The sequence below is a fragment of the Companilactobacillus nodensis DSM 19682 = JCM 14932 = NBRC 107160 genome, from assembly GCF_000615905.1.
Lineage (GTDB): Bacteria > Bacillota > Bacilli > Lactobacillales > Lactobacillaceae > Companilactobacillus > Companilactobacillus nodensis.
Genome location: NZ_BAMN01000002.1, coordinates 163,401 through 185,029, shown reverse-complemented (window position 1 = coordinate 185,029; position 21,629 = coordinate 163,401). Strand labels below are relative to the sequence as shown.

At 40.9% G+C, this 21,629-nt stretch carries 21 protein-coding genes; all 21 read left to right on the top strand.

Annotation, left to right across the window (positions count from 1 at the left end; all coding sequences use genetic code 11):
• Nucleotides 1–327: 327 nt before the first annotated feature.
• The 21 genes from JCM14932_RS16905 (at nt 328) to JCM14932_RS14275 (ending at nt 21,582) form a co-directional block, all read left to right on the top strand.
• Nucleotides 328–2,322, top strand: coding sequence for an MSCRAMM family protein (locus JCM14932_RS16905; RefSeq protein WP_235700502.1), 1,995 nt, complete (start codon nt 328–330; stop codon nt 2,320–2,322).
• Between the two features lie 2 nt (nt 2,323–2,324).
• Nucleotides 2,325–4,055 carry a SpaA isopeptide-forming pilin-related protein gene (locus JCM14932_RS16900; protein WP_235700506.1) on the top strand — a complete coding sequence of 577 codons (1,731 nt, stop codon included), beginning with the start codon at nt 2,325–2,327 and terminating at the stop codon, nt 4,053–4,055.
• A complete protein-coding gene (locus JCM14932_RS16895; protein ID WP_025023446.1) occupies nt 4,052–4,243 on the top strand; it encodes an LPXTG cell wall anchor domain-containing protein in 192 nt (63 codons plus the stop codon). The genes JCM14932_RS16900 and JCM14932_RS16895 overlap by 4 nt, the downstream gene beginning before the upstream one ends.
• Nucleotides 4,244–4,271: 28 nt before the next feature.
• The gene (locus tag JCM14932_RS02330; protein WP_153018166.1) at nt 4,272–4,544 is read left to right on the top strand and encodes a hypothetical protein; all 273 of its coding nucleotides are present in this window, start codon (nt 4,272–4,274) and stop codon (nt 4,542–4,544) included.
• A gap of 40 nt (nt 4,545–4,584) precedes the next feature.
• On the top strand, nt 4,585–4,833 hold the full coding sequence (locus tag JCM14932_RS02325; RefSeq protein WP_051528053.1) for a hypothetical protein: 249 nt from the start codon (nt 4,585–4,587) through the stop codon (nt 4,831–4,833).
• Between the two features lie 55 nt (nt 4,834–4,888).
• A complete protein-coding gene (locus JCM14932_RS02320) occupies nt 4,889–5,209 on the top strand; it encodes a DUF961 family protein (protein ID WP_025023443.1) in 321 nt (106 codons plus the stop codon).
• Nucleotides 5,210–5,244: 35 nt separating this feature from the next.
• On the top strand, nt 5,245–5,628 hold the full coding sequence (locus tag JCM14932_RS02315) for a YdcP family protein (protein WP_025023442.1): 384 nt from the start codon (nt 5,245–5,247) through the stop codon (nt 5,626–5,628).
• A 93-nt stretch (nt 5,629–5,721) separates the two neighbouring features.
• A complete protein-coding gene (locus JCM14932_RS02310; RefSeq protein ID WP_025023441.1) occupies nt 5,722–5,982 on the top strand; it encodes a hypothetical protein in 261 nt (86 codons plus the stop codon).
• Nucleotides 5,983–6,024: 42 nt separating this feature from the next.
• Complete coding sequence (locus JCM14932_RS02305; RefSeq protein ID WP_174520313.1) at nt 6,025–7,380, top strand: FtsK/SpoIIIE domain-containing protein; 1,356 nt, start codon at nt 6,025–6,027, stop codon at nt 7,378–7,380.
• 127 nt (nt 7,381–7,507) lie between these two features.
• Nucleotides 7,508–10,078, top strand: a complete 2,571-nt coding sequence (locus JCM14932_RS02300) for a DEAD/DEAH box helicase family protein (protein ID WP_025023439.1) — start codon at nt 7,508–7,510, stop codon at nt 10,076–10,078.
• A gap of 243 nt (nt 10,079–10,321) precedes the next feature.
• On the top strand, nt 10,322–11,527 hold the full coding sequence (locus tag JCM14932_RS02295) for a replication initiation factor domain-containing protein (protein ID WP_025023438.1): 1,206 nt from the start codon (nt 10,322–10,324) through the stop codon (nt 11,525–11,527).
• Nucleotides 11,502–11,825 (top strand): hypothetical protein, encoded by a 324-nt coding sequence (locus tag JCM14932_RS02290; RefSeq protein WP_034542383.1) that lies wholly within the window; start codon nt 11,502–11,504, stop codon nt 11,823–11,825. The genes JCM14932_RS02295 and JCM14932_RS02290 overlap by 26 nt, the downstream gene beginning before the upstream one ends.
• Before the next feature lie 16 nt (nt 11,826–11,841).
• A complete protein-coding gene (gene dcm, locus JCM14932_RS02285; protein ID WP_025023436.1) occupies nt 11,842–12,879 on the top strand; it encodes a DNA (cytosine-5-)-methyltransferase in 1,038 nt (345 codons plus the stop codon).
• A gap of 111 nt (nt 12,880–12,990) precedes the next feature.
• Nucleotides 12,991–13,212: a hypothetical protein gene (locus JCM14932_RS02280; protein WP_003678268.1), complete on the top strand. Its 222-nt coding sequence runs from the start codon at nt 12,991–12,993 to the stop codon at nt 13,210–13,212.
• A 25-nt stretch (nt 13,213–13,237) separates the two neighbouring features.
• A complete protein-coding gene (locus tag JCM14932_RS02275; protein WP_025023435.1) occupies nt 13,238–13,741 on the top strand; it encodes an antirestriction protein ArdA in 504 nt (167 codons plus the stop codon).
• A gap of 67 nt (nt 13,742–13,808) precedes the next feature.
• Nucleotides 13,809–14,189 (top strand): conjugal transfer protein, encoded by a 381-nt coding sequence (locus tag JCM14932_RS02270; RefSeq protein ID WP_025023434.1) that lies wholly within the window; start codon nt 13,809–13,811, stop codon nt 14,187–14,189.
• Nucleotides 14,186–16,639, top strand: coding sequence for a conjugal transfer ATPase TcpF (gene tcpF / locus JCM14932_RS02265; RefSeq protein WP_025023433.1), 2,454 nt, complete (start codon nt 14,186–14,188; stop codon nt 16,637–16,639). Before JCM14932_RS02270 ends, tcpF begins: the two co-directional genes overlap by 4 nt.
• Nucleotides 16,640–18,679, top strand: coding sequence for a CD3337/EF1877 family mobilome membrane protein (locus tag JCM14932_RS02260; protein ID WP_025023432.1), 2,040 nt, complete (start codon nt 16,640–16,642; stop codon nt 18,677–18,679).
• Entirely contained in the window at nt 18,676–19,671 is a 996-nt protein-coding gene (locus JCM14932_RS02255) for a bifunctional lytic transglycosylase/C40 family peptidase (RefSeq protein ID WP_025023431.1), read from the top strand. Before JCM14932_RS02260 ends, JCM14932_RS02255 begins: the two co-directional genes overlap by 4 nt.
• Before the next feature lie 52 nt (nt 19,672–19,723).
• Nucleotides 19,724–20,281: a hypothetical protein gene (locus tag JCM14932_RS02250; protein ID WP_235700505.1), complete on the top strand. Its 558-nt coding sequence runs from the start codon at nt 19,724–19,726 to the stop codon at nt 20,279–20,281.
• 26 nt (nt 20,282–20,307) lie between these two features.
• Nucleotides 20,308–21,582, top strand: a complete 1,275-nt coding sequence (locus JCM14932_RS14275; RefSeq protein ID WP_025023429.1) for a conjugal transfer protein — start codon at nt 20,308–20,310, stop codon at nt 21,580–21,582.
• Nucleotides 21,583–21,629: the final 47 nt, after the last annotated feature.

Here is a 21,629-nt window from a genome sequence, read left to right as displayed (position 1 = left end):
AACAGTCACCATAAGTGTAAAGACTTACGCCTTTAATACACCCAAGCAATAACTGAAAATACTATTCCCACTCTATACTTCGCCTTAACAGTATCAGGATGAATCAGCGTGTTTAAGGCGTTTATCTAACCAAATATTAGCAATAAAAAACTAAAAAATCAAATGCGATGTGCCATTTTAGTGCCAGCAGTATTGAGAAATCTAAACTTCAAAACCACAGTTACGGGTAGTCCGATATATATATTGGTCTACCTTTTTTGTACCCATTTTTTGTTCTATATTTTTCACTGCTGGCTAATCCATTTGATCAAGATGGAGGTAATCTACTTGCAAACAGCAACCCCTAAAGTTTCTGTCTGGTTAGCCTTGCTGACCTTATTCACTTCAATTTTTATGACCCCGATCACAAGTGCTTTTGCGGCCGACATGACCAACATTAAAGCTGGCGACTGGGTTTCAACTTGGCATCTCAGCTTGTTGAATGGTCTTCATTGGACTGACACCGGTATTTACAAAAAAGTTGTTGATGGACAAATCACTTTCTGTGTCGAACATGGGATCGATATTGAAAATTCTGGTTCAGGTTGGACACCAACTGATTATTCAGCGGCTGAGAAAGACAAGCTAGCCGAAATTGCCTATTTTGCTTATCAACAAAACCCGACCGACGCCAATTATGGGCTAGCACAAATCATGATCTGGGAAGCCTTAGGTAATGAACTATTGACCACCGACTATCCAGATTATCAAAATAAGAAAGCATCTGTGATGACAAAAGTTGCAGCGTTCAATACCAAACCATCGTTCAATGGCCAAAATATCACCTTAAATGTTGGTGATTCAATCACTCTAACCGACACTAACGGCACTTTGGCTTCATATATTGAACAAACTGCTAATACTGCCAACTTGAACATCACAAAATCTGGTAATAAATTAACTTTGACTGCCACAGCTAATTCCAAGGAATCTGGTAAAGTTTCCTTTGCTAAAGCTAAGGCTGCTAATATTGGTACTTCCCTCCTTTATGGTAAAGGTAATCAACAGAAAATTGCCTATTTCAAACTACCAAACGGAAATAACTTTGATCTAAACGTTAAAGTCAATCTTAATGGTAATTTGAAAGCTAAGAAAGTTGATGCGGATACCAATAAAGCTTTGCCAGGTGCGAAACTCAAATTTGAGTACAATGGTCAAATCAAAGAAGTCACCACTGGCGCTGATGGCTACGCCGCTTTAAACGACATCAAGGCGGGTACGCAAGTCAAAGTTTCCGAAGTAACCGCACCTAATGGCTACGTTAATAAAGGTGAAATCAAAACGGCAACGATCGCACCTAATCAAACCATCGAAGTCGTTCTTGGCAACAAAGAACAACTTGGTAATGTAAATCTAACGAAGATTGGCCGCCAATTTGGCACCAATATGTTTAACAAATACTATTCATTAAATGGCGCCATGTATGGCATCTATTCAACCGATGGTAAAAAAGTTGGAACGATTACTACCGATAGCACCGGCAAAGGCACGCTACAAAATCTGAAACTTGGCAATTACTACGCCGTTGAAGAAAAGGCTCCAGCCGGTTATATCCTTAACAACGAGAAAGTACCTTTTGAGTTGAAATATGCTGGTCAAAACGTTGCGGTCACTGCTACTTCGGTTAAAGCGACCGATGATGAACAATTCGGTACTGCCACTTTGATCAAGGAAGATACTAAAACCGGTAAAACACCACAGGGCGCTGCTTCACTTGATGGTGCCATTTATGAATTGCATCGAACTTCAAATGATGAACTGATTGATACCGTTACAATTAAAAATAATCAAGCGAGTGTCGCCAATTTAAAATTGGATGACTACTACTGGATCGAAAAGACAGCACCAACTGGCTATATTAAAGACATCGAAAAACATGCATTTAAACTAGCCTATGCCGGTCAAAATACTAAAACGACCACCTTATCAACAACGGTTAAGGAACAAGTTATTACGGGTGGTTTCGACTTAATCAAAATTGGTAACTATGATTGGCACACCGCACTTTCTAGCCATTTAACTGGTAAAGAAAATAAGTCTAATCCACTGGCTAACGTTGAGTTTACGGTTACTAGCAACACAACAAACAAGGTCGTCACAACAGGGACAACCGATAAAGAAGGTTACCTCAAATTTACTGATCTACCCTATGACACTTATACCGTGACAGAAACAAAAACACCAGAGGCTATAAAACCGCCGATCTATTCAAAGTCACGATTCATCAACAAAACGAGACCCATCATTATTCAGTCGTCAATAATGTATTGGAAGAACGTTTGAAAGTGGTCAAGGCTGACGCCGAATCCGGTAAAACAATTCCGCGCGCTAACGCCGGTTTTAAAATCAAATCATTGCAAACTGGTAAATATGTTTCCATGCCTAATCTCAATCACGATGGAATAACTGATACTTTTATGACTAATGAAGAGGGCTACTTGACCACAACCGAAGCGCTCCCCTATGGTCAATATGAATTAGTCGAAACACAAGCACCATTAGGCTATGTTCTTGCTAAAGACCCAGCCAAATTTTCGATCACTGGCAAAGATAGTGATGGTATTGTGACTGTCAAATTTACGGATAAGTCGCAAAAGGGTATTGTCACTTTGAATAAGACTGGTGCCACGCCAGTTGAAGTGACTAAACAGTCAACCAAGTACGGCGAACAATACGGTTTTAACTATGACTACACCCCACTGGCCGGTGCCAAGTTTGAATTTACTGCCAGCGAAAACATCACCACCGCTGATGGTACCGTCCATGCCAAAAAGGGTGAAATTGTCGCCACTGCTACAACTAATGCTAGTGGGCAAATCAAAACACCACAACTTTATCTCGGTAAATACTCAGTTAAAGAAGTCGCCGCACCAAATGGCTTCATTCTTAACGACAAGCCAATTGATTTTGAATTGAAATACGCTGGTCAAAATGTTGAAGTCACTTCAACTTCGCTCAAAGCGACTAACAATTTCCAGAAGTTGAACGTAACTGTTAACAAACAAGCAGAACAAATCAAGAGTTGGGATAAGAACAAACCCACGATTGAAAATAAAGCTGCTAATGGTCAAGTCTTCGGACTGTTCAGTAAAGCTGGCTACACAAATGGCGACATCAAGGTTCCGGCAAAGGCATTAGTCGCAACTGCAATCGTCAAAAATGGTAAAGCAACTTTTGCCGACATTCAATTGCCTGAAGGTAGCTATTATGTGCAAGAACTAGATGCCTGTGAAGCTTACCAGCTTGATGACCAAACTTATGATTTTGAATTTAAGGCAACTGACAACACCGCAACTAAAAATTTCACAATCAACGGTGATAAGAACGCCCCAATTCTAAATAAACTACACTTCAACGAATTTACCTTTAAGAAAATCAACGAGACCGCTAAGTTAGTTGAGAACAAAGGCTATCAATTTACTTTTGATGGCAACGCCAAAGGTGCAGTGTTTGAATTACTAGATAAGGATAAGAAAGTCATTCAAACCACTACAATTGATGATAAATCCATCGGTTCTTTCAAGAACGTACCAGTCGGCACCTTCTATTTATGGGAAAAGACGCCTTCCGCGACTAATCTCGTTTTGACTAAGAATTTAACTAAAATTGTTTCATCCAAAGCTGGTATTACCGCCTATGATGCTAAAGGTAAATTAATTAGTCAGGATAAAAAACAGGCGACCGAAAAAGCAGCAACTGAAACTAAGGAAACCACCGAAACACCGGTAATTAGTTTCACGCTACAAAATAGTTTAATCAAAGGTACTGGTGAATTAACCAAGACTGATGTCAGCAACGGTAAAGTCTTGCCAAGCACTGGTATCAAGATCCTTGATCAAGACGGTAAAATCGTTGTGTCCGGTCGAACCAATGATAAAGGCATTTTCAGTTTTGCCAACCTGCCTGCTGGCAAATACCAATTTGTGGAGTATGACGCACCAAAAGGTTATAAGATCAACGAAACACCAGTTGATTTTGAGATTACTAAAGATGGTGAAATCGTCAAAGCCAAATGAAAGATGAAGCTGTCGATACACCACTACTCCGCCTACCGCAAACCGGTGAAGAACGCAATCAATTATTAAGCGTTGTTGGTGTGTTTCTACTATTAATTACTGGCTTAATTGTGTGGTGGATACATCATTCAAGAAAATCTAGTGATGATCTGTACGACGATGATGAAGATGATACTTGGAATGATTAATCGTTTTGCAATAAGAAAGGATGGTTGTATGCCAGAATTACAGACTGACCCTATTTTTAACTTGTCCGAATTCCATCATGATTTCAATAAATTTATTAATCCTATGTTTCCTACCTCACCCACTGAAAAAGAAATCCTAAAGAACATTCAACAACAAGTTCAGACCACACCTGAAATATCAGTCAATTTTCCAATTTCTAAAGATGAATGTATTTTAGGCGCGAACATGTCCTTTACGTTTGGCTCAGGATTCATTGAACATAAACTTTTTTTGAGCTATCGCGGTGTTTTCCTCGAGTGAGTGATATCAGGATCATCGTTATTACAATTTAGGAGGTCAAATGATTTACGTATCTTCCATTAAAATGTCATCCAGTGGGAAACCGAATGTTTTGCTTGAAGGTGAGATCATTCTGAATCACAGTCTGATCATCAAACAAGTACAACTCATTCAAGGACACCATCGTTTGTTCTTAAACTTCCCCCAAGTTCGCGATCAGCGGCTTATTTATCCTCTCAATACTGATCTATATCAATATTTGCTCAACCAAGTCATCGAATATTATGCACATTCTAAGTCAGATAGTTAAATTATCTGGCTTTTAGTTTACCCAAAATTCAAAAAATGAAAGCGAGGACCCAATTATGGATCTTAAATATGTAATTCCCGAAGTACGTGAAACTTTCGGTCAGCTCACCTTTGCTGGTAATTTCAGTGAAACTCGCGAAGGCTCTGGTGCCAATCGTAAAGTTGTCTCGCGAACTTATGACCTTTACTCCAATGTTCAACGTGCCGATAACATTCAAGTGACGATTCCAGTAGCGGCCGGTGAAAAAAACGACACGCTCGAACCATTTGATCGAGTTCAATTAATTAATCCACGCATCGCCGCAGTCGGTTATCGAATTGGCGAAGCAGCGTTTGTAAATTATACCTGTCTGGCTGATGACTTTGTCAAAATCTAGCCACTTAGCAAAATTAAAGAAAGAAGGAACTTTATATGCGATTACCAGAAGGCATTAAGTTAGATACACCAAAAACGTTTGGTAAATTATTATTCTCCGCTCAGCGCCGTGAACGCTTTATCGAAGACGGTGAAGGCAACCAAACAACAAATGTTCGTTCACGTACCTTTGATTTAAAGAGTACGGTACAAGGTCAAATGGTCCAGGTCTCTATTCCGGCCGAAGCTGGGACTAAGAATTTTGAATATGATCAAGAAGTAGCACTAGTCAATCCGGAAATCGATACTGTCGCCAATGCAGATTTTCGTGGTGTGACTGTTTCTTGGTATCTCAAAGCAACTGATATTGTCCCAGTCAAAAACAATCAATCTAAGACTGGTCCAGTAACTACAGAGAAAAATGCGAATGACAAAAAGTAATCATCGTAAGCTTTCATCCCAACGCTCCCCGCCGTCTTTGTGACGGTTTAAGAATTTCTTAGTAGTCACAAAAAAGATGTTAGGAGATTTTTTATGAATGTACTTGTCTGTATTAATGAAATCGGCTTTATGGATGATTTTGTAGCCAATATCAAGGAAGGCTCCGTTAATGAAGCCGAGCGAAAGCTCCAAGAAGCTCATGAAGTTGCGATTGAATCACCCGATTCTGGTTTTAGTTTAACTGCTCTACCGGAAGTGACTAAAGATGGTGTTGCTAAAGAATTTGCCTTCAAGAGTATGCAGGCCGAAGAAGGTCTAACAATGATTTATATTGGCGTAGCTGATGCCGCCTAGTTGATCCTAAAGCCATTGAAATGAGGTGATAATTTGAAAGCAATGTTCCAGTATCGTGGCACTCAAATCCATCCACGTGATCAGAACCTAGTTTTTCAATCGTTGCTAAGCGTGATTCTATTCATCTGGCTACCATTGACTATTTTCTTTTATTTGCCGTTACTGTCTAAAATCAATCTTAAAACAGTTTCATGGCCGACAATTCATGATCTGCCCTGGTCGTTTAACGGATTGATTATCAGCTCCATCATTACATTGCTAGTTTCACTAATGATTATCTTGCTAGTTTTAATCAGATTTCCCGATCAATACCGCAAATTGGTACATCGACAAAAAATTGCGCGAATGTTCATGACCAATAATTGGTACGAGAGTGAATCAAGGCAAAATGATGGCTTTTTCAAAGACTTAGACTTTGGCAGTTCAAAAGAACGCATTTCACGGTTCCCACGAGTTTACTACCGTTTAAAAAATGGTCTGATCCATGTGCAAGTGGAAATTGTGATGAGTCCTTATCAAGATCAATTGATTCATTTGGAAAAGAAACTTGAATCTGGCTTATACTGTGAGATCGTTGATAAAATCCTCCATGATTCATTTGTGGAATATACCCTACTCTATGATACGATTGGCAATCGAATCTCGATTGAACATGTGAAATGCCAAAACGGTGCCGTCAATTTAATGAACAATGTTGCTTGGGAATACGATGTTTTGCCCCATATGCTAATCGCCGGTGGTACTGGTGGTGGGAAAACCTATTTTATTCTCACGTTGATCCAAGCGCTGATTCGCGATGGTAATCAGTTGACCATTCTTGATCCAAAAAATTCTGACCTAGCCGATTTAACCGATGTCATTCCAGATGTTCACTATGAACAAGACGATATGATTGCCGCTGTAGGTCAATTTTATCAAGAAATGATGGAACGGAATAAAGAGATGAAAAAAATGGCCGGTTACCAAACGGGCAATAACTATGCCGCGCTCGGACTTCCCGCCCATTTTCTAGTTTTTGATGAGTATGTGGCTTTCATGGATATGATTGGACGTGAAGCGGTACAAGTCATGAGTAAGCTTAAACAAATCGTTATGCTTGGCCGTCAGTCAGGCTTCTTTCTTATCTTAGCCTGCCAGCGCCCTGATGCAAAATATCTAGGTGACGGCATTCGTGATCAATTTATGTTCCGTGCCGCACTCGGTCGTATGTCAGACCTTGGTTATACCATGATGTTTGGCGAAACCGATAAAGACTTCTTCCTAAAACCTATCAAGGGCCGTGGTTATGTGGATACTGGTATTGGCGTTATTAGTGAGTTTTACACGCCACTGGTACCGAAGGGCTATGATTTTCTTGGTGAAATTGCTCAAGCTTATATTGGAAGTAATACTAAATAATAAACAATTTTTAAATAGATTAATTTTCAAGATATTATTTATTCTTGACACCATTTTTATTTTTTTGAATTTAATTACTTCCTATGCTATATACTTGGTTTAAAACATCTTATGAGGTGATTAATTTATGGTAGATTTCTCAAAAAAGTTAAAAAACCAAGTAAAGCAAGTTGTAACTAATCCAATCAAAATATATGAATCACTAGATCGGCAGACGGAAAAAGTTGGTCCATTAAGAAAACCACAACAAAAAATTTTACAAGAATGGTTTGATTCACGTTTAGAAGATAAGGACGTAATTCTTAAGTTAAATACTGGAGCGGGTAAAACTCTAGTAGGACTTCTCATGCTAGAATCAAAGCGCCGGCAAAATCACGGTATTGAGGTTTTTCTTTGCAACGATAGTAATTTAATCAGTCAAACAATTCACCAAGCTAATTTGTTCGGAATTCATCCAGTTGAGATGGATGTGGATAAGAATATACCTCCTGAAGTTATTAACGGAGAAAAACTACTCATTACATCAGTACAGAAAGTATTCAATGGTAGATCAGTTTTTGAACATGCCAATTCATCCGAAATTGATACTATGGTTATTGATGATGCCCACGCAAGTGCTGAATTAATTAAGCGTTCATGTACAATAAAAATCACTAAAGACAATAACAATCAACTATATACAGATTTATTTAATCTGCTGAGTGATGGATTATCAAGTCAAGGCGAAGGAACTTTTGAAGACTTAAAGAATGATAAATCTACTACTAAGTATGAACAAGCATTTCTTCCTGTTCCATATTGGACTTGGATAGACAAGTGTCAAGATATCACGCGACTTATTTCTGCAAGAAGTGATGAATCTAACGAAATTAAGTTTGTTTGGCCGTTATTAAGAGACTATTTAAATATGTGTAACTGTATCGTTTCTTCAAAGGCTATAGAAATTACTCCGCTAAAGTATCCTCTGAACTTTTACACGAGTTTTGCTAACGCTAATCAAAGAATATTAATGTCAGCAACTACTGCATCAGATTCTGTCCTCATCAATGATTTAAATATTGACGAACAAAGTGTACGGCACCCACTAATTGATCCTGAAGAAAAATGGTCAGGTGAAAAGATGGTAATTATACCCTCTTTGATTTCCGAAGAACTCGATCGATCGACAATTGTTAAAAATTTTGGAAAATCAAAGAAACGAAATTTTGGAACAACAGCTATTGTTCCATCTTATTATAAAACTAAGGATTGGGAAGCGTACGGTTCAACAGTTGGAACCACTGACAAATTACAACAAGCATTAGCAAAATTTCATTCAGGGACTTTCGATTCCACACTTATTCTAGTTAATCGTTACGACGGTGTCGACCTACCTGATAATGACACAAGAATCCTATTATTAGACTCCCTACCTAATGCAACATCTCTTTACGATAGATATGTAGATTCTGTAGTACCCAACAGCTCGGAATCACTGCTAAGAAAAGCACAAAAAATTGAACAAGGTATGGGAAGAAGTGTCCGTGCAGATACCGATTATTCAGTAATCCTATTTGTCGGTCCAGATTTAGTTCGTTTCATTCGAAATCCAAAACTGCAAAAATACTTTAGTAATCAAACTTTAAAACAAATTAAGCTTGGAGTTGATATTTCAAGAGAAGCAAAAAAGGAAAGTGATCTCTCACAATCGGATAATAAAAGCCCATTAGAACTTTCTTTTGGAGAGTTAATAACTCTCATTAATCAATCATTGGGACGTGATGATAATTGGAAAGAATACTATCAGGAACAAATGGCGTTAGTTGATTATTCTCAAAATACACCTCAAAACATAGAACTTATCGTCGCAAAAAGTAAATTGATGAAAATGGCCACTGATCCCATTATAGAAATTAGAAAGTTTGACACTAAAGTACAAGAATTTATCGATAAATATTGTCATTCTGAAGAAGAACGAGGATGGTATCTACAGTTAATGGCTCAAGTAAACTATAGATCATCAAAAAGTCGTTCAAAGTTATATCAAGTGGCTGCTTACAAGAAAAACCATAATTTATTATTACCCAATGATTGGAATCCGGTAGAAAAAATAGATTCTCTAATTGCACATAAGCGCTTAGATAATATGACTACTCAAATTAAAACATATGGAACGTATGAGAACTTATATAACTCTGTCGAAGAAATTTGCAGCAGTTTATCGTTTGATACAGAATCTGAGCGCTTTGAAGAATCCATGGATGAACTTGGTAAAATATTGGGATTTATAACTGACCGACCAGATAAATATTACAAAAAAGGACCTGATCATTTATGGCTAGTTAAAGATAATTTATTTTTTGTAATTGAAGACAAAAGCGAAACTAGCACCACTCGTGACAAAATTTATAAGTCAGAGACTGGTCAAATGAACAATTCTACCGCTTGGTTCAAAAAAAATTACCCTGGATCAGAATTCGAATCATTCCTTGTCATCCCCACTCTATATCCAGATCCAGCAGGTGGTTTTAATGATAATGTAAGAATAATACGCAAAAATTCTTTAAAATCACTAAAGAGAAATCTAACCAATTTTGCGAAAGAATTTAAAGGGTTAGACTTTGAAAGTCTATCGACAGAAAAAATGGCTGAATTCGTAAAAGTTCATCATTTTGAAGTTGACCATTTTGCTGAAACCTACTCAGAACTCCATAGTTAAATTTGGTATGAGTACCTTCGCCCCGCCGTGCTGTGCAGCGCGAAAAGCGCGAGCGGAGGCGGCGGTCGGCGCAAGCCGGCCGCATCAACCCCCGGTATGTAACACGGGGGTAGAAAACTGACACGTCACGGCCGAAAATAACGTAAAAACGTCGCCGTACCTACAACTTAATAGTTTTACCTAAAGACGACCAGCTTGTGTAAGGTCGCCTTTTTGTATTCCGAAAAGAAAGGAGCTGATTCAATGCCGATTTGGCGTGAACAAATACGGACTAAGCGTAAGCAACTGAATATCACGCAAACAACCTTAGCTCGGCGCATCGGAATTACCGTGAGACACGTCCAACGTTTAGAAAACGGAACGCGTAGTCCTAGTAGTTCTTTACAAATGCAAATTGACTATGTATTAGCTCACTGGGGTGAAGATCCAGAATTAACGCTCAATTTTGATTATGTACGGATTCGCTTCCCCACCCATGATGTGGAGGCCTTGATTGAAAAGGTACTCAATTTAAAAATGGACTTCATGCTATTCAATGATTGGGGCCTGTACGGTTATTCTTCTAGCTACGTTTTTAGCAATATTCAAGTGATGGCCTCTACCCCGACTGAAAAAATTGGCACACTATTAGAACTTAAAGGTCAAGGGTGTCGTGAGTTTGAAGGTATCTTATTGGCTAACGATGAAACTTGGTTTGACTTTTTTAGACGGTGTTTAGAAATTAAGGCCGTTTTTAAACGACTAGATTTAGCCATCAATGACCATGCAGGTATTCTCAGCATTCCTGAACTCATTACCAAGTGTGAAAAGAACGAATGTATTTCGGTAATGCGACGATTTGAAGGCTTAAAGTCTGGTGCCATGACTGACGAACAAGCAGAAGATCATGGTGCAAGTTTATATGTCGGGTCGATGAAAAGTGATATTTATTTCTGTATTTATGAAAAGGAAGCTGAACAGCAACATAAATTTGGTGCGGACTATCAAGCCGTTGGCATCAAAAATCGCTTTGAAATACGTTTGAAAAATGATCGCGCCAAAATAGCTATTGAAGATTTACTCGCCTATCGTGACGTTGAGCGAACCGCTTTTGGCATTATTACTCGCTATATTCGTTTTGTTAATCGGGGCAAAAATAAAGACAGGGCTAAATGGCCGCTTAATCCAACCTGGGTTGCTTTTTGTGGCAAAGGCCGGCAGCCGCTACGACTGACCCTTGACCCCGAGCCCTTTGATCTTCGCCGTACTCGCGCGTGGATTAAAAAACAAGTCGCCCCAACCCTTAAAGTTCTGCTTAACATTGACGGCTATAACGGTAATAATAGCACGATAGCCATGATCAAGAACACTGAATTAAAACAAAAGCATCAAACGATACTTGAACAACAAACCCTTGGTATTAGTGAAGTCGGAGGTGATTATTTTGAAAACGACCAAGGAACTGAATAAGCCACTCGCTACCTTTCCCGCGGGCATTAAAGACTACATTTTCAATGTTTATTACTACCGATTACAATTAGTCGGTGTTATCGAAGATCCCAAATTTCTACAATTACATGAACTAGATAAGTATCTAACGCCAACCGACTATATTGATTGGCGTTTTTCTGTACATTGGCCAGCACCGATTTTAGATGTGTACGGCAAGCCACTTAAAAATGAAAAGTTGTTGCAATTGCTCTATCAGGTTTCAGATAAAACTGGTTGGCCTTTACTGACCATCAAATCTTTTCGCAAATATTTTTGAACTTTGAGGTATCATCATGAAATTTTTAGACCTATTTTCAGGCATTGGTGGCTTTAGGCTTGGTACCGGGCACACTTGTGTTGGCTATTGCGAAATAGATAAATTTTCGCGTAAAAGCTATGAAGCAATTTTTGATACTAAAGGAGAATGGACCGCCCATGACATCACAACAGTTAGAATTGCTGAACTTCCAACCGCAGATATTTGGTGCTTCGGATTTCCATGCCAAGACATCAGCCTTGCTGGAAAATTGCAAGGATTCACCGCAGGCCATCGTTCAAGTCTGTTCTTCACAGTTACAAACCTTATTAAGCAACTACCCGATAATCGCCGACCCACAATTCTATTTATTGAGAACGTTAAAAACCTTCTTAGTATTAACGGCGGACTTGACTTCCTTAGAGTGCAAATTGAATTGGACCAATTGGGGTATGACGTTGAATGGTCAGTTCTCGATTCTGCCGCCCTCGTTCCCCAACACCGCGAGCGTTTATTCATTGTCGGACATCTTAGAACAAAACGTCAGCGACAAGTATTTCCTATCCCAGACAATGGAACAACGACTACTAAAGGACTAGCTCAAGTCAATCCAAATGTGACGCATCAATATGAACGCGTTTATGACCCTGATGGTATCGCACCAACTCTGGTTGCAACCTCTGGCATTAGAACAAAGATCATCACACCAACACAAAAATCACTTAAGGTATCAGATGCCACTCACCGTGGTTACACTAATGCACATAGTGGTGATGGCATCAGTTTGACTTATCCCACCAGTCAAACTCGCCGTGGCCGCGTTGCTCATAAAAAGGCCCATACCTTACTAACTGATGGCAGTGAAGCAGTAGTTGATCCAGCATTACGTATCCGCCGTTTAACGCCACTTGAATACTGGCGTCTACAAGGGTTCCCCGATGCAGTATTTTATAAGGCCAAGGACTCTGGCCTATCTGATGCCCAGCTTTATAAGCAAGCCGGTAATAGCGTGACGGTGCCAATTATCAAAGCAATCGCATCACGCTTTCAACTATTGAGTGACCAACAACAATAATAATCTATGAATGGTCGTGCGTTACCCTGACAAAAAACGTGCAATCTACAAGGGAGTTTTCCATAACAATCTTAATCTGACTATATTTTCTAAATGAAAGGATGAACTTCTATGAACTTCGGACAAAATCTCTTTAACTGGTTCACTAGCAACGCCCAGTCTTTAGTGCTGATGGCAATTGCCGTGATCGGTGTTTTCTTGGGCTTTAAACGTGAATTTTCTAAACTGATCGGCTTTCTGATCATTGCTTTGATCGCCGTTGGGTTGGTATTTAATACCGCCGGTGTTAAAGATGTGCTATTGAACTTATTCAATCGTGTTGTTGGCGCCTAATTACTGTCAGAAAAGAGGGAGCTAAATGGAAACGGTACGCGTTTTTATCGTCAACTTAGGTTATTACAATCAAGGGAAGACCACAGGTAAATGGTTCACTCCACCGTTATACCCTGATGCCATTGCCGAACAGTTGGAATTAAAGAATGACAGTGAAGAGTACGCAATTCATGATTACGAAGCACCTTTTGAAATTGACCGTTTTGATTCAATAGACGAGATCAATCGTAAGTATGCTGCTTTAGAACGACTTGAAGAATACGATTTTGGTGCTGACGTTAGTGCCTTGATTGGCGAATGGTTCCGTGATATTGAAGAACTAGCTGAAAACGCTGAGGATATCATTATCTATAAAGGTGTTTCAGATATGGCCGAGCTAGCTCAAGATGCTGTGGAATCTGGTGCCGTTTTCGGTGATCTGCCAGATCAAGTCATTGCCTACCTCGACTTTGAAGCACTGGGTCGCGATATGGAAATTGAAGGTAATTACTTGGTTACTAACAGCGCTATTTATGAATACGCAAACTAAGTTTCTGCTCGGGGGCTGGTCTAGCAAATGGATCAGTCCTCTTTACCCCAAAGAAAGGAGGTCACTTATGAAAAAGATTCGTAGTTACACCAGCATTTGGTCCGTGGAAAAAGTGCTTTACGCGATCAACGATGTTAATCTACCGTTCCCCGTCACATTCACGCAAATGACTTGGTTCATCGTCGCCTTATTTTTGGTCATGTTGCTTGGTGATGTACCACCACTTAGTTTCATTGATGGCGCATTCCTGAAATATCTCGGTATTCCGGCGGCCGTTACTTGGTTCATGAGTCAAAAGACTTTTGATAACAAACGGCCACTAGGCTTTCTGCGCTCGGTGATCACTTATTTTACCGCCCAGAAGATCACGTTTGCCGGGCGGCCAGTCAAATCTGTTAAAGCTCATGCCCTTGACCACATCACCCACGTAAGGAGGTTCGACCAGTGAAGTTTCCCATAAAATATATCGAAGACAATTTAGTGTTCAATCGTGATGGCGAATGCTTCGCCTATTACGAACTCGTCCCCTATAACTATTCCTTTCTCTCACCTGATCAAAAAGCGGAGGTCCACGAAAACTTCCGTCAGTTGATCTCACAAAATCGTGACGGCAAACTACATCTCTTGCAGCTTGCCACGGAATCCAGTATCAATGACACGATGCGCCGTTCCAAGGCCACGGTCAAAGGTGATTTAAAGAGTATTGCCGACACACACATTGACGGTCAGGCCGCCGCGTTGATCGACAATATTGGCGATAATCAAGTTGATTATCGTTTTTTTATTGGTTTCAAACTGTTGTTAAACGACCGCGAGTTATCCGCTAAAGGCATTTGGCATGATATCAGGCTTGGCATTCAGGACTTTCTTCATGAATTCAACGAAAAATATACCGGTGACTTCATGGTGATGAACAACAGTGAAGTTGATCGATTTCGTAAAGTCGCCCGTTTTCTCTCCGATAAAGTTAGTCGCCGGTTTAAAATTCGACCATTGATCAAAGATGACTTTGGTTATCTGTTAGAACATCTCTACGGTATGTCAGGCCAAGATTATGAAGACTACCAATATCACCTGCCACGACAAAAAGATGATCAAGATACGGTGATCAAAAAATACGATTTGATCAAACCGACCCGTTCATTGATCGAGCAAAAGCAGCGCTACTTGATCATTACCCACGGCTTTACTGAATCCTATGTCACCTATATGGCCTTGTCCGATATTGTTGGTGAATTAGATTTTCCTGGTAGTGAGATTTTCTACTTTCAGCAACAACAATTCGACTTCCCCATTGATACCTCATTAAATGTAGAAATCGTGACCAACAAAAAGGCGCTAACTAAGGTCCGTAACAAAAAGAAAGAGCTGAAAGATTTAGATAATCACGCCTATGAATCTAATAATGAAACCACTCGCGGTGTCGCCGATGCGCTTGATTCCGTTGACGACTTGGAAGCCGAACTTGATCAAACTAAAGACGCAATGTACAAAATTTCCTACGTGATCCGCGTTAGTGGAAAAAACTACGATGAAATGAAAAAGCGCGCTGATCAAGTCCTTGATTTCTATGATTCGCTGAATATCAAATTAGTCCGACCTTTCGGCGATATGCTGGGTCTACACAGCGAGTTCATGCCGGCTTCAAAGCGCTACATGAACGATTATATCCAGTACGTCACTAGTGATTTCATTGCTTCATTAGGCTTTGGCGCTACCCAAGCTTTAGGCGAGCGCGAGGGTATTTATGTGGGCTACAACGTGGATACCGGTCGTAATGTCTTCATCAAACCTGATCTAGCTGCGCAAGGTTTAAAAGGAACTGTGACCAACGCCCTTTCCGCCGCCTTTCTCGGTTCACTAGGTGGTGGTAAATCATTTTCTAATAACTTACTCGTTTACTACGCCGTACTTTATGGCGCCCAAGCCTTGATTCTTGATCCAAAATCGGAACGGACCGACTGGGCGAAAAACTTAGACTTTATGCAAGACGACATCAATATCGTTAACTTGACCAGTGAAGAAGCTAATCGTGGTCTACTCGATCCTTATATAATTCTCAGCAACCCGAAAGATTCCGAAAGTTTAGCGGTGGATACGCTCACCTTTTTAACTGGGATCTCTAGTCGTGATGCCGAACGGTTTCCGACTTTACGCAAAGCAATTCGCAACGTCACTCTTGACCCGCAACCAGGATTATTGAAAGTGATCACCGAACTGCGCCGCGAAGGGACACCGATTGCCAACAATATCGCTGATCATATTGAATCGTTCACCGATTATGATTTTGCTGCCTTACTCTTTTCAGATGGCTCCACTCGCCGTTCGATCGCCTTGGACCGCAAAATCAATATCATTCAAATTGCTGATTTGGTCCTGCCCGATGCCGACAAAACTCAAGATGAATACATCACCGCGGAAATGTTATCCGTCGCCATGTTGATGATCATCTCGACTTTCGCCATCGACTTTATCCACGCCGATCGTTCGCAATTTAAAATCGTAGATCTCGATGAAGCTTGGGCATTTTTGAATGTGGCACAAGGTAAAGCTCTTTCTATGAAGTTAATCCGTGAAGGCCGTTCAATGAACGCTGGGGTTTATCTGGTCACCCAAAACGCCAATGATCTCTTAGACGAAAAGATGAAAAATAATATCGGTATGAAATTTGCCTTTCGTTCGACTGATATCAATGAAATTAAAAACACGCTCACTTTCTTTGGCCTAGACGCCGAAGATGAAAGCAATCAACACCGCCTACGTTCACTAGATAATGGTGAATGCTTATTCCAAGATATTTGGGGTCATGTCGGCGTTCTGCACTTTGATTACATCTTTGAACACTTATACAAGGCTTTCGATACTCACCCACCAGCGCAGATAACTGGAGGTGAGTAAATGTCGCCCCGTAAAAAACGACTTTTATTACTGATTGGCCTTGTACTAGTCGTGGTGCTAGTGAGTGCTACTTCGCTCCAAACCGTCCACGCAACTGGCTTAGTCGATGAAACCGTCAATAATAAACACGAATTTTCCAAATATCCGGTCAACAACTATCAACTAGATTATTTCGTTGATTCATCATGGGATTGGTTGCCGTGGAATTGGGGTGATGGCATTGGTAAGTCGGTGATGTACGCCGTTTATGCCATCACTAACTTTCTGTGGTTGATCTCAGTTTATCTTTCCTACGCCACTGGCTACCTGATTCAACAAGCTTATTCATTAGACTTCATCAAAGATACGACTGATGCCATTGGCAAAAATATGCAGCTACTCGCCGGTGTTTCTAAAAACGGGTTTAGTTCTGATGGCTTTTATCCCGGTATGCTTTTGTTACTGGTGTTAGTGCTCGGCGTGTATGTCGCCTATACCGGCTTGGTCAAACGTGAATCTTCCAAAGTAATCTCAGCGGTAGTCAATTTTGTGGTGATTTTTATTCTATCGGCCAGCTTTATTGCCTACTCACCCGATTATATTGGCAAGATCAACCAATTTTCCGCCGATATGAGTACCTCAGCTTTAAATATAGGTTCTAAAATGATCATGCAAAATAAGCAATCCACCTCAAAAAACGGTGTTGATACGATCCGCGAAACGTTATTTAACATTCAAGTCAAGCAACCGTGGACGTTATTACAATTTGGCGATTCCAATATTAAAGACGTTGGTGAAGACCGCGTCAATAAGCTGGTCAAAACTGATCCATTCAAAAATAAAGGTAAAGACCGCACAGAGATCGTCAAAGCTGAAATTGAGAATAAAGAAAACGACAATCTATCCGCCGTCAAAACGATTCAACGTTTAGGTGTGACCACCTTTGTCAGTATCTTTGATATCGCGATCACCATCTTCGTATTCTTTCTAACGGCGATGATGTTATTTAGTCAGATCCTTTTCATTATTTACGCCATTTTCTTGCCGATCAGTTGTCTCTTAGCCATGATTCCAGGCTTTAACGGCTTAATGAAAACGGCGGTACTACGACTATTCAATACGATCATGATGCGGGCTGGCATCACCATCGTCTTAACGTTGACCTTCTGCCTTTCCACCATGATCTATGGACTATCGACCACCACCCCATTCTTCCTAGTTGCCTTTCTCCAAATCGTCATCTTTGCCGGTATCTGGATGAAGCTCGGCGATTTAATGGGTATGATGCAACTTAAAAGTTCTGACTCCCAAGCTGGTGCCAGTCGTCTGCGCCGCAGTGGTAGTCGTTTGATCCGGCAAGTCATGGGTAATGCCGCAATGGGTGGTATGCTCGCCCGCGGTTTAAAGCCACGGCCACAACCAAAGCCTGAAACCGGTACTGACGCAACCGGTAAAGGTAAACCGAAACGCCCTCAACCAAATAAGCGCGATGCCACCAGTAGTAAGATGACTCGTGCTGGTAAAAAAGTGGGTGCCGCGTTAGACACCAAAAAGAAAATGGCCGCAACTGCCAAACGTACTCAAGAACGGTTAAAGGATTTACCCATCAATACTAAGTACGGCCTGCATCAAGGCAAAGAAACAGCTAAAAAAGGCATTGGTGATTTCAAAAATGGCTTGAAAAATCAACGGCAAGACAATCAATCAGAACGCGAACTGGCCGCAAAGAAACACCGTGAAGAAATGCAACGACGTAAACTGGTGGTCAATCCATCAAAGAATCCACGGCAACCGTCTAATTCTGATCCGATCAAGAAAAAGCCGACCGTTTCACCGGTCACGCAACCAAAGCCACGCGATCCAAGTACGACTAAATTAGCCAATCCGAAAGACCCAACCAAAGCGCCAACGCCGCGCACAAGACAATCGTTCAGCACAGAACCTAAAGCTGGCACAAAACGGCAATTTAAACCGACGACTGGCAAGCCACTGAATTTCGTTGTTACACAAAACGCCATGCGCCGAAAATTACCGACCAAGCCGCGACCAAAGCACAAATGACTAAAAAATGGTTAGCCTTAGCCGTCTTACCGATCATACTCATTAGCTTGTTGTTTTTTTCAGTGGCAATGACGGCTGATGACGATGATAGCGGTGATACGACCACTTTAGTCGTTGATTCAATGAATCTTTCTGCTGAAGTACTCAAATACAAAAGTACCGTTGAAAAGTATTGTAAGGAGTTTGGTATTCCTGATCAAGTAACGGTGATCCTTGCGATTATGCAAGTTGAATCTGGCGGTAAAGGCAGCGATGTGATGCAATCTAGCGAATCGCTGGGTCAAGCGCCTGGTAGTTTATCGCCAGACGCTTCGATCAAACAAGGCGTGAAATACTTTGCCAGTTTGATCAAATCCATGAAAGCAACCAAAACCGATTTAAATGCGGCCATTCAAAGTTACAACTTTGGTGGTGCCTTTATTAATTATGTGGCTACTCATGGCAAGAAATATTCGCTCCAAACAGCCAGTGATTTCGCCAAAGAAAAAGCTGGCGGTAAAAAAGTCACTTACACCAATCCAGTTTCAGATGAAGGCTGGCGCTACGCCTATGGCAATATGTTCTATGTGAGTTTAGTCAGTCAATATCTTAACCCAACTGTAGTTAATTTCAGTGATAAAACGGTTAAAGCCATTATGACCGAAGCCCTTAAATATCAAGGCACGCCCTACGTTTTTGGTGGTTCTACCCCAACCACCGGGTTTGATTGTTCTGGGCTAACCAGTTGGGCCTATGCCAAAGCTGGCATTAAACTTCCGCGTACCGCCCAGGCGCAATATGACGCAACGCAACACATCAGTATGAAAAGCGCGAAAGCTGGTGACTTAGTCTTTTTCAAAGGCACTTACGCCACTTCCGATTACATTACCCACGTTGGCATTTATGTTGGTAATATGCGTATGTACAATGCCGGCGATCCACTTGGTTACGCGAATCTAAATACAGCCTACTGGCAAGCCCATCTTGTCGGGGCTGGCCGGATCAAGAAATGAGGTGATTTCCCTGACTAGCTTAAATGAAGATGGCTTTAGCTATGATCACTGGATGGATCTGTTGACCAATGCCATCGACCACACCTTAGTGGAAAGTCGGATCGATTTGAACTACGGCGACAATCGCCTGTTGCGTAACAAACAACTCGATCACGCTTCGGCTGAATGGGAACGCATCAAGTTTTTTGAACAACATGAACCTAACGTTGATGACTTGGTCAAAACAATTGATTACTTTGTCGCTGAATTACCGCAATTTGAATATGGTAAACGCCGTGAGTTTCGCCTAGCTTTGGAACATGAACAAAATGTCAAGGATTGGTTAGGCAACACTAAGTTTCGTGAAGCCGACCGCCAATACATTTTGGATCGAGAATTACACCTTGCCGAAGAATTTTTCACCAGCGATGACAAATACGACATCTACAGTGAACTAGACTATCGTGGCTACACCCAGGTTCGCCTACGCCAGTTATTTGACCGTTTTCGCAATGACTATCCTGAATTTTATCAGTGTTATGAATTGGACCACAACAATCAAAAAAATAATCACCTTGCCATCTTGCAACAAAATAGTGTGGCTAATCTCGCCACTAAGCTTAAATGGTAAATCTGATCCACAAGGAGGAACACGACATGGCCCGTCAAGATTATGAAGACTACGACTATGAGTACGATGACTACGAAGATTCCCGTGATCATCGCTATGCGGAACGCCCGCGACCACAGTATCATGAAGATTATGAGGAGCGACCACCGCAGCGAATACAGGAACGGGACGACCGCAACTATCGCCGACCACCGAATGATTATCGCGATGAGCGTTACCCACCCCGTGACTTTGAACAACAACGTCAACCACAGCCATCCTATGATCGAGAAACTGAACGCGACCCACGGTATGAATACAACGAACGTCCAGCCAAACATCAAGTCGCTTCACATAAGAAAGCCCGTCCCAAACGTCCACGTAAAAAAGTTAAACGACAACGACCACCAAAGCGCCAACCAAAATCGGTGAAAGAAAAAAAGCCCCGCAAGTTAAAGCAACCTCGCGTTGGTATCCGGCGAAAAACGACTTGGTTCTGTTGGTTGATATTGATCGCCAGTGTTAGCTTTGGCGTCTATAAGAATTTCACCGCCATCAATAAACATACGGTGCATGAACGTGAAGTGGTGAAAATTAAGTTGACCGATACCAACGCGATCGAAGCATTCGTCACCGATTTTGCTAAGGTTTACTATACTTGGGAACCCAACCATGAAAAATTAGAAACGCGCCAAAAGAATCTTGGTAAATTCATGCTAAATGGTCTGGTGACTTTGAACGCTGATGCGCTTCGTTCAGATATTCCGACCACTTCCACCGTGTCTGATATTCAGATTTGGAAAGTTGAGGCTAAGAAGAATCAGGTCAACAAAGTCTTATTCACGGTTAGTCAACAGATCAAAAATAGTCAAAAAGAAGGTGCCGCAAAAGCAATCGAGTCCACCTATTCATTGAATGTTATGAAGAATAAAGATGGTGACATGGTGATCGTGACTAATCCAACAATTGCGGCAGCTCCGACTAAAGCTAAAGCAACTGAAAAACAGCTCCAAACGGATAGTTCAATTGATGCCGAAACCACTAGCAGCATCACTAAGTTTCTAACCACTTTCTTCACCCTTTATCCAAGCGGCACCACCAATGAATTGAAATATTATGTTGATGGCGGTACAAAGCCATTAAATAAAGACTACCGTTTTGCGGAATTAGTCAATCCAACCTTCCATCGTCAAGGTGACAATATTCAAGTTGACGTTACCGTTAAGTTTCTTGATAGTGAGACCAATATGATCCAGTATTCGCAGTACTCTCTTGTTTTAGAAAAGACAGGTACAAACTGGACCATTAAGTCTGGTTTATAGGCACAAAAACACGACACTCATTTGAATGTCGTGAATACATAAGTTTT